The sequence below is a fragment of the Thalassospira sp. UBA1131 genome, from assembly GCF_002311515.1.
Classification (GTDB): domain Bacteria; phylum Pseudomonadota; class Alphaproteobacteria; order Rhodospirillales; family Thalassospiraceae; genus Thalassospira.
In genome coordinates this window covers 54,091-63,319 of the sequence record NZ_DCAO01000044.1, presented here as the reverse complement: position 1 = coordinate 63,319, position 9,229 = coordinate 54,091, and the positions used below count along the sequence as shown (strand labels likewise).

Annotated in this window: 12 protein-coding genes and 1 tRNA gene; 5 read left to right on the top strand and 8 right to left on the bottom strand. The window is 56.0% G+C overall.

Annotation, left to right across the window (positions count from 1 at the left end; translation table 11 throughout):
* Positions 1-228: 228 nt before the first annotated feature.
* Entirely contained in the window at positions 229-1,149 is a 921-nt protein-coding gene (locus tag B3Z49_RS07010) for a LysR substrate-binding domain-containing protein (protein WP_063086657.1), read from the bottom strand.
* A gap of 168 nt (positions 1,150-1,317) precedes the next feature.
* On the opposite strand from B3Z49_RS07010, the gene B3Z49_RS07005 reads away from it, so the two are divergent.
* Complete coding sequence (locus B3Z49_RS07005; protein WP_008888517.1) at positions 1,318-1,527, top strand: DUF1127 domain-containing protein; 210 nt, start codon at positions 1,318-1,320, stop codon at positions 1,525-1,527.
* 244 nt (positions 1,528-1,771) lie between these two features.
* Here B3Z49_RS07005 and B3Z49_RS07000 read toward each other — a convergent pair whose 3' ends face one another.
* The 3 genes from B3Z49_RS07000 to B3Z49_RS06990 all read right to left on the bottom strand — a co-directional run bounded on the left by B3Z49_RS07000 (position 1,772) and on the right by B3Z49_RS06990 (position 4,550).
* On the bottom strand, positions 1,772-3,049 hold the full coding sequence (locus B3Z49_RS07000) for a class I SAM-dependent methyltransferase (RefSeq protein WP_296989323.1): 1,278 nt from the start codon (positions 3,047-3,049) through the stop codon (positions 1,772-1,774).
* A 76-nt stretch (positions 3,050-3,125) separates the two neighbouring features.
* Positions 3,126-4,118 carry an NADPH:quinone oxidoreductase family protein gene (locus tag B3Z49_RS06995; protein WP_296989321.1) on the bottom strand — a complete coding sequence of 331 codons (993 nt, stop codon included), beginning with the start codon at positions 4,116-4,118 and terminating at the stop codon, positions 3,126-3,128.
* A 126-nt stretch (positions 4,119-4,244) separates the two neighbouring features.
* On the bottom strand, positions 4,245-4,550 hold the full coding sequence (locus tag B3Z49_RS06990; RefSeq protein WP_008888520.1) for a hypothetical protein: 306 nt from the start codon (positions 4,548-4,550) through the stop codon (positions 4,245-4,247).
* Between the two features lie 348 nt (positions 4,551-4,898).
* Here B3Z49_RS06990 and B3Z49_RS06985 point away from each other — a divergent pair.
* A tRNA-Ser gene (locus B3Z49_RS06985) sits at positions 4,899-4,988 on the top strand.
* Between the two features lie 152 nt (positions 4,989-5,140).
* Positions 5,141-5,323 (top strand): hypothetical protein, encoded by a 183-nt coding sequence (locus B3Z49_RS06980; RefSeq protein WP_296989318.1) that lies wholly within the window; start codon positions 5,141-5,143, stop codon positions 5,321-5,323.
* A gap of 1 nt (position 5,324) precedes the next feature.
* Here the strand turns inward: B3Z49_RS06980 and B3Z49_RS06975 are convergent, their stop codons facing one another.
* Positions 5,325-5,831 (bottom strand): MarR family winged helix-turn-helix transcriptional regulator, encoded by a 507-nt coding sequence (locus B3Z49_RS06975; protein WP_296989316.1) that lies wholly within the window; start codon positions 5,829-5,831, stop codon positions 5,325-5,327.
* Between the two features lie 82 nt (positions 5,832-5,913).
* Between B3Z49_RS06975 and B3Z49_RS06970 the strand changes: the two genes are divergently transcribed.
* Both B3Z49_RS06970 and B3Z49_RS06965 read left to right on the top strand, forming a co-directional pair.
* Positions 5,914-6,825: an EamA family transporter gene (locus B3Z49_RS06970; RefSeq protein WP_296989313.1), complete on the top strand. Its 912-nt coding sequence runs from the start codon at positions 5,914-5,916 to the stop codon at positions 6,823-6,825.
* Between the two features lie 35 nt (positions 6,826-6,860).
* Positions 6,861-7,523, top strand: a complete 663-nt coding sequence (locus B3Z49_RS06965; protein WP_296989309.1) for an NAD(P)-dependent oxidoreductase — start codon at positions 6,861-6,863, stop codon at positions 7,521-7,523.
* A gap of 78 nt (positions 7,524-7,601) precedes the next feature.
* Here B3Z49_RS06965 and B3Z49_RS06960 read toward each other — a convergent pair whose 3' ends face one another.
* From B3Z49_RS06960 to B3Z49_RS06950, 3 genes are all read right to left on the bottom strand, one after another.
* The gene (locus B3Z49_RS06960; protein WP_296989307.1) at positions 7,602-8,375 is read right to left on the bottom strand and encodes a pyrroline-5-carboxylate reductase; all 774 of its coding nucleotides are present in this window, start codon (positions 8,373-8,375) and stop codon (positions 7,602-7,604) included.
* The gene (gene thpR / locus B3Z49_RS06955) at positions 8,372-8,968 is read right to left on the bottom strand and encodes an RNA 2',3'-cyclic phosphodiesterase (protein WP_296989305.1); all 597 of its coding nucleotides are present in this window, start codon (positions 8,966-8,968) and stop codon (positions 8,372-8,374) included. Before thpR ends, B3Z49_RS06960 begins: the two co-directional genes overlap by 4 nt.
* Positions 8,969-8,995: 27 nt before the next feature.
* On the bottom strand, positions 8,996-9,229 hold a 234-nt coding region (locus tag B3Z49_RS06950), incomplete at its 5' end, for a pirin-like C-terminal cupin domain-containing protein (RefSeq protein WP_296989303.1).

Sequence of the window (9,229 nt, the reverse complement as noted above, 5' to 3'; positions counted from 1 at the left end):
TCCTGCCCGGCATTGTCATGCTGGCTGCATACGAAATCATGTGATTGTCGTCTTTCCCTGATGCAAGCTGATCACTGTTCTATTATGTGGACTTAATCCATGTGGCGCAATCAACGGTCACTTCGCGATGCCCCCTGCCCACGTTGTCTGTGAATGATGCCACACTAGAACCACCTGATAGTCACCGTTAAATCGTTCAATTTCAAGGCACCATCACGTGAGTTTGGTTTATCGCGCATCTTTTTGCGTCAGTTTTCGCCGCGCAGTTTCAAGCTTGATCTCGGACATCAACCAGTCACGGAACGCCTTGACCTTGCGCCGTTCCAGACGCCCGCGCGGATAACACAGCGAATAGGCATAAGGACTGTCGACCGGCAGATCAAACGGCACGGTCAATCGATTGGTCACAACATATTCCCCGATCATGGCCGGATCGGACACCACAACACCAAAGCCACTTGCCGCGGCCTCCATGGCCATATCAAGGGTGGCAAAAACCGGCCCCTTGGTACCATCCACCCCCTTGATACCGGTTCCTTCAAGCCAGATGCGCCAATCTTCGCGCTGGGCCGAGCAGTGCAGAAGCGTCACACCCGCCAGGTCTTCGGGGGTTTTGAGTTGCTTGGCCAGATCGGGATGACAGACCGGCAATAGCCGCTCACCGGTTAGAAATTCGTGCACAAGCTGTTCGTTGCCGTGATCGGCAAAGCGGATGGCGATATCGACCTCGTTGAAGTCAACCGATGCCAGATCATCGTTATAGGTGCCCAACTGGACCTGAAAATCGGGATACTCCATCTGAAACCGCCCGAGCCGCGGCACGATCCAGCGCATGGAAAATGTCAGCGGTGCCGAAACAGACAGGTGGGTGTCATCAGCACGGTCTTCGACCTTGGAAACCGCGTCTTCGATGGCGTCAAAAGCTGGCGTGAGGGCTTCAAGAAGGTTGCGACCGGCGCGCGTCAACCGCAGGCTTCTGTGGTGGCGTTCAAAAAGCTGGCGACCCAGAACTTCTTCAAGATGCTGCACCTGTCGACTGACGGCCCCTTGGGTCACGTTAAGCTCATGTGACGCTTTGGTGAAACTTTCGAGACGTCCGGCCACTTCGAAGGCACGGAGCGCATTTAGCGGCAATGGACGGCGTTTCATGACAGTGACTTTGCATGATGAAAACTCATGTAATGATGACAAAAGGTGGTTTGAGCGCAAGTATTTTTTCGGGTAACTCTGGGTTTAACGAGATTAGTACAGACGCATCGTGGATGCGCGGGCCGCTGAATCGCTGAGAGCAGGCCTGATTTAAAGAGGATTAGAATCATGGTTGCTATCACCAAAGAAGCAGGCGCATTTGTCGCCACCCGCCGTAACCACACTGCCACCAGCCTTCTGGACTTGGCGCGCACTTGGCTTAAACGCCACGACCTGCGCCAGAAGCTGGCCGACATGGACGCACACATGCTGCGCGATATCGGCTGGACCGTCTATGACGCAAAACGCGAAGCCGCCAAGCCGTTCTGGAAAGCTTAACCCGCGCAACAGCGCACCAACTGAGTATTCTGTCATGCAGAACAATGTATCGCCGCTTCACAGCGCAATTACCTTCCCGCTTCAGGTTCTGATTGAAGCCCTGATGGACGCGTGGAAAGGCATCAGCCTTAAATAAGGCGTTGCACCCAAGATCCCTGAGCGCAATTCCAGCTCCCCCCGCTGGAAAGTGCGTATTTAAATGTCGGTCGCACCCCCTGTGACCGACATTTTTTTTTGCTTTGGGCTATTTCTTTTCGGGGTGGCGCAGATACATCAGGTTTGCGGCATTGAGTACCGAATACATCACGGCAAACTGGGCATTGAATTCGAACTTTTCCGGTTTGGGATCAAACAGTTCGTAGATTTCACCGATCGAGCGTTTGCCATCAATCCGCGACAGGATCGCAGGCGATGCCGAGGGCATGGTGCGGGTCACTGAAAGGCCGGTAAAGGTGATCTTGATATTGCCGGTCTTGGCGACGGATCGGGCGAGTGCCGCACCATCAACACGGGTGAAGGTCGGGATCAGTTCCGGCGACGGGACCGGTGGTTTGATCTTGTTCTTTGCCTTGACGACATAAAAGGTGTGCTTGGTAATGTTGCCCGCCATCAGTTCGGCCAGGGCCGCGCGTTCGCGAAATGGTACGTGCATTGCCTTATCAAGCACATCATGGCGTGAACAATAGGTGGTCGGGTCATAACGCATCGGCTCGATAAAGTTTTGCAGCCTAAGGCCAGCGGCCTCGACAAAATCAAACACCTCGTCGACGCGATAGGCGCGGTCCTGTTGGTGCAATAACAGGTCATAGAACCCGGCATCGCCGCCATGGATATGATCCCCGACAAACGGGTTGCGTTTGAGCCAGTTGGTCCCGGGCAGTGAGTTAAACAGCGCCTTGCCGAAATTCAGGCGCTTGGCCCCGCCGGCCTCGGCATTGAGGCGTTCCATCATTTCCTGCATGTGATAGACGCCCTGGCGGCCCAACTCGCCATAGACCATCAGGCCCATGCCGCCATTGGGCTTCAGTGCATCGGCAAGTGCCTTGAGCCCGGCATCGGGATCAGGCAGGTGATGAAGCACCCCGCAGCAATCAATATAGTCAAACGGGCCATATTCAGATGCCAGATCGACAAAGGATCCGGTGACGAAGGTGACATTCTTTTCCAGACTGCGGCGTTTGATACGCGCCTCGGCAATGGCGCGCGAGCTTTCGGACAGATCGATATAGACGATCTCGGCCTTGGCCTTGCGGTCACGGGCCTGCTGGGCCAGCATGACCAACGCATCGCCGGTGCCGCCACCCGCGACAAGGATTCTGATTTTGCCGTTTTTGGTCTGTGCCGATGGATCGCGCCCGCCGAAGACAAAATGCACGACCTCGTCCCAGTTGCCCGGTGATCCGGTAATCAGACGCTTGTCCTCATCCTCGGGATTGCGGGCCGGATAGGGATAGGTTTCATACTGATCACGGGTCTTCGCAGAAGACTGGACGTGATCGGGCCTGTTTTTGTCGTCGGGCATTCGGCGATTTCCGGCAGAGAAGTGGTTGGGACGGGCTCATCCTATACCAGCAATGTGCGTATTGAAATCCGCCTATTTACCTGTTTGGGCGGCAATCAATCACCAGCTTGCCGGTCGCCGTGCGTTCGCGAATGGCCGTCAGGGCATCCATCGCATCTTCAAGACGATAAACCGCCGAGATCATCGGCCGGATCGCCCCGGATTTCAGGCGTTCCAGAAGCTCTGCCATGCCGGCCTGCGCGATATCGGGATTTTGTTCGAGATAGGCACCGAAATAAAAACCGATTGCGGTGACATTCTTGACCAGCAGGATATTGGCCGGGATTTGTGGCACCGTGCCGCTGGCAAAGCCGATCAGAAGCATGCGCGCGCCGGGCGCAACGCAGCGCAGGCTCTGATCAAAGACATCACCGCCAACCGGATCATAAACAACATCGACGCCTTTGGGCTGGCCAAGGCTTGCGGTGATTTCGCGTACCCGGTCGCGGATGTTTTCGGATTTATAGTCAATGACATGATCCGCACCATGGTCGCGCGCGATCTGGCATTTATCCGCCCCACCGGCCGTGGCAATGACGGTTGCGCCCAAAAGCTTGGCACATTCCACCGCCGTCAGACCAACCCCACCAGCCGCCCCATGCACCAGAACGATCTCGCTCGGTTTGACATCGGCGCGATACTTCAACGCAAACCAGCTTGTGCCATAGGCGATTTGAAAGGCTGCTGCGATGTTGAAATCAACACCATTCGGAAGCGGCATCACAAGGCTACCATCGGCCACGACCTGTTCGGCGTAACCGCCCCAATCGGGCATGGCCATGACAGCATCACCGGGTTTGACATGGCTGACACCATCGCCAACCGCGCGCACCGTGCCGCTAACTTCAAAGCCGGGGGAAAAGGGACCTTCGGGACGTTTTTGATATTTGCCTTGCAGGATCAGGGTATCGGCGAAATTGACCCCGCAGGCGGCAACATCAATCAGGACCTGACGGGGCTGGACGACCGGGTCCGGAGCATCCACCCATTGCGGTACTTCGCCAAATGCGTTGCACACCCATGCCTTCATTCCGGTTTTCCTGCCTTGTGCCATTTGATTTCTGGCAGTGTGCCGACTGCACCGCGTGCAGACAAGGCGACAAAGGGCTAAACCGGGCACCACCCTGTTAAGTGAAGAGCTCTGGCGAATGGAAGATCAGAAAATGCGCTGACGCTTGCGCTTGCGGGTCAGCAGAAGAAGGATGGCGGACGGCACAAACAAGACAACCAGGGCCGGTGCCAGAAGGATCGGCACAAAGATGGTGTCCCATGCCCAAACGGAAATGTAGCGCTGGATGACGGACTGCAACAGGTTCAGGCTGCCGGTATCAAGGCGATACCAGAGCTCGCCGGCGGCGACCAGACGAAAACTTCCTGTTTGAAGCGCGGTAATGGAATCATCGACCAGCACAGCAATGCTGGCAAAAAGCAGTAACCATCCCAACGCCCGGAAAAACCACATTATCCGCTCCAAGCGACCTGTCAGGGTCGGTATATTAGAAAAACAACAATAAGCCTAATGGTTTGCAGATAAAGGGTAAAGGGATGCATTTGTATAACAAAACATTACCCATGAGTTGCAAACACCTGACACCAAACCTTACGGATCAGACATCAACAAGAAGTAAAGATGCCGACAACGCCCCGTTTACCAAGGGTTTGCGGCGATTAAATGTCAGAAACACAGGCCATTTACAGGCCAATCAGTGGGATTTAAGCAAAGTGAAAAAAGAGGCTGATTGGGCCTTGTCAAGCGCGGGCGTCTCGGCTAATGTCCGCCCGCTTTCGCGATATATCAAAGATCGCATGTGGAGAGGTGGCCGAGTGGTTTAAGGCGCACGCCTGGAAAGCGTGTTGGGGTGTAAGCCCCTCAGGGGTTCGAATCCCCTCCTCTCTGCCACTGACACAAAAAGCATTTATCCAAGACATAGAGGCAAGATCAACCGGCACATACCCTCGTGTCAGGTCCTGATTTGTCGCGCGTTTTGCTCGGCTCCTGACAACAGGTTGTCAGGGCGTCTCGATCATTATGTCCTTTTGCAAGGAAGCGTGATGATCAAATACCTTTATCCAGACGGCAGCCACTGTTACCGGGTCCTGCATACAGCACACGCAGTCTTTCGCAATGCGGATGGCAAGCTGATCGCCCGCGCCGAGAAGGCGGACGGATCGGGCATGTATGAGTTTGAAATCGCAGGCTTTGAGCTTTTAAGCCCAGGGATCGTTTATGACTGACCTAGCTGTCTTCTGAATTCTCGGCAGAATTCATTGCCGCCAGCCATTTGCGCAGCAGGCCATCAAGCTGTTCGAGTTCCTCTGCGCTTAGTGCTTCGAGCATCTGATGCTGGTTGGCGACATGCTCGGTAACGGCAGCATCAATCAGCTCAAACCCCTTATCCGTCAGGGCGATGACAAAGCTGCGCCCGTCTTCCGGGTTGCGTTGGCGGGTGATCAGCCCGGCCTTTTCCAACCGATCAAGACGGTTGGTCATGGTGCCCGATGTCACCATGGTCCAGTCAATGAGCTCCGACGGGCTCAGCGCATAGGGCGGGCCGGACCGGCGCAGTGTCGCCAGAACGTCAAAACTTGCCAGCGACAGATCGTATTTTTTGAAAACACGTTCATGTGCAGCACTCAGATGGCTGCGCAGTCGTCCTATCCGGCCAATGACGCCCATTTGGGTAACATCAAGGTCAGGTCTTTCACGGCGCCACTGCGCAAGAATGCGATCAACTTTATCCATGGCTCGGATTCTTTTCAGAATTTTATCTTGACGTCAAGATTTCTGAATATATCTTGATGTCAAGATAAATGGAGATGCCACCATGAACCGAACAACCGATTTATGCCTGACTGCTCTTGCCCCGATCATCTGGGGCAGCAGCTATATCGTCACCACGGAAATGCTGCCTGATGGTTTTCCGCTTACCGTGGCCCTTCTGCGTGCTCTGCCCGCCGGATTGATCCTGTTGCTTGTTGTGCGGCAATTGCCGCCTGCTGGCTGGCGCGCCCGGGTGTTTATTCTTGGCGCGCTGAACTTTGCCGTTTTCTGGTCGATGCTGTTTGTCGCGGCCTATCGCCTGCCGGGCGGGGTGGCGGCAACGCTTGGCGCGATCCAGCCTTTGCTGGTGCTGTTTTTGGCGCGCTTTGCGCTGGGATCCGGGATTACGATGCTGGGTATTATTGCCGCCATTTCCGGCTTGATCGGGGTAGCGATGCTGGTCCTTGGCCCGACCAGCAGCCTTGATCCGATTGGCATTGCCGCCGCCCTTTTCGGTGCCGCATCCATGGCCGCCGGCACGGTGATGACCCGCAAGTGGCAGCCGCCGGTATCACCGTTGACCTTTACCGCCTGGCAATTAACCGCGGGCGGGATCCTGATGATCCCGGTGGCCCTGATCCTTGAGCCCGGCTTTCCGGTGCCGACCGCAACCAATCTGGCCGGTCTGGTGTGGCTTGGCATGATCGGTGCGGCCCTGACCTATTACCTGTGGTTCAGAGGCATTGCGCGGCTTGGCCCGACGACGGTGACAAGCTTTGGCTTTTTGAGCCCGACCAGTGCGGTTTTGCTGGGCTGGATTATTCTGGGCGAGGCCCTGAGCCCGCTTCAGATCGCAGGCGTGATTGTTGTGCTGGCCAGCATCTGGCTGGGTCAGCGGGCAGCGCGTCCCGCGCCTGCGCCATTGGCGGAACCAGCACCAGCCGCGATCAACGAACCCGCCCCTCGCACCACATAAAAACAAACCGCCCCACATATATAAGGAAACGTCCGATGAAAATTGTCCTGTTTGGTGCCACCGGTGATGTCGGTACCGCCACCCTGCATGAAGCCCTAAAACGCGGCCATAGCGTCACCGCGATTGCGCGCAATATCCATAAACTGGCTGATGTGCCAAACAGCGTCGCGCGCGAAAGCGTTGATGTGCTGGCCAAGCCGGACCGCGTTGCAGAGCTGATGGCAAGCCATGACGTGGCGATCAGCGCACTTCGCCCGATCAGCGGATCAGAAAGTTTGCTGGTTGAGATGAGCCGGGTGTTGCTGGATGCGGCGCGTAAAACCAAAGCCCCGATTTACCTGACTGGCGGGGCCGCGACCCTGAAACTGGCCGATGACAGCGGGCATACTGTCCTGAGTGCGCCGGACTTCCTGCCCGATGCTGTGCGCCCGATTGCCGAGGCCTGTGCGAAGCAGGATGCGTTGTTTGATCAATATGACGATGTGCAATGGACCTGCCAGCGACCGCCCGCAATGCTGATCGAGGGGCCGCTGACCGGTCAATATGTGCGCGGCACTGATACGCTGATCCCCGATCACGATGGGGTTGCCCGGATTTCCTATGCCGATTTCGGCTATGCCATGGTTGATCTGATCGAAACGGGCAATGGCGGACAGCAACGCCTGACGGTGGGGTATCAGAACAGGGCGGCGGCCTGAGAGCTCAGCACGCATTATATAAGGAACAGAAAAACGGGCGGCCTTGTTGGTCGCCCGTTTTGCGTTGCCCAATGGGGATTACGCAGATGCCTTGATCCGGGCGAAGACTTCATCAAGGGCGGTATGAAGCGCATCTGTGCCCTTTTCGCGGATGAAGGTTTGCGCGACCTGTTCGTTCAGGCCACCGGCGGTGACGTGGCCTTCATAAAGATCGGCGAAGCTTTGATCGGGGGATTTGTCGGTGTTCCCGGCAAGCCCGGAAAACAGAGCGGCAAGGTAACGCCTGGCATCACCGTAATCCGAACCCTGTTTAACCATCCATTGTGCGGCACTTTCAAGCACGGTGAAATAGGTCGCCATCAGGGCGCTGCCAGTGGCATAGCCATCAAAGGCATCGATGGTTTCAGCCGCCACCGCCCCGCCGAGTTTTTCAAACAGAGCCATGACATCGGGTGAGCCAGGATAGACCGCCGTGACACAGGCATGATGTTCGACAGGTGGCAAGGGAATGGCGCGATCACATTGCGCGTTGGTGCCGAGCCAGACTTTGAGATCAGAAATCGGGATGGTGGCGATCAGGCTAACAATCTGTTTGTCATCAGGCACGCGAAGGGCGGACAGCACATCACCGGCAATCTGCGGCAGAACAGCGAGAAAGATCATATCGGATTGATCAATAATCGCCTGATTGTCGTCTTCGACCCGCACCCGGTCAAAGTCGGCGACGAGCTTTGCCGAGATATGCGCGCTTCGGCGTGACACGATGATTTCATCTACGCGATAGTCAGATGTCAAAAGACCACGAATGACCGCATCGCTGATCGCACCGGTTCCGATAAAGCCAAGTTTCATTGAAAATCCTCTGTGACAAAGGCGTCAGTCAGGTCCGGCTCCTTGATCGGGCCGTCCTTGCCATCATAGGCGGCGATCACGCGAAATTCGGGACCATCCGCCGTTGCGTGGCTTTCATACAAACAGAAACGATCAACGGTGAACACCCGTGATGACAGATCGCCATGATCGACAATCGCCTGTTCGATGGACGCACGCGCCGCATCGCGGTTACGCCCCAGCGTGATGTGCGGGGTGAATTTGCGCATATCCATTTCGGGGCATTCATCAAGCGCAAGAAGCGCGTTTTCAACCCGATTGGCAAGAGTGCGCAAAGCTGGTTGATCATTTACCCCGGCCCAGAAAATGCGGACCTTGCGGTTGGATGCGAACATATCAAGGCCCGATACCTGCAGATCAAAGGGTTCGAACGCCACTTGTGACAGGGCCTGATCGATTTCGCTGGCAAGGCCGGGATCGACATTGCCGATGAATTTCAGGGTGATGTGCATGTTTTCCGGGGTCTGGGCATCAAGCCCCTTGATCGCACGCCCCAGCGGATAAAGGTCGGTCGCAATATCGTGGGGAATTTCCACACCAACAAACAAACGCATGTCTTCAATCCAATTCTGATGCGGTAATTAGCCGGTCGAACGTTCAGGCAGTGGCAAAGCATCGTCTTCGCCATCGATCTGCGGGAACTTGCCCGCCGCCCAGTCGGCTTTGGCGGCCTCGATCCGTTCCTTGGTGCTGGCGACAAAGTTCCACCAGATATAGCGCCGGCCAACCGGCAGGCCGCCCAGCAACATCACCCGGCAACCGGTTTTGGCAACGATATCGGGGATTTCTTCGGGTGCGACATAGATAAAGCTTTC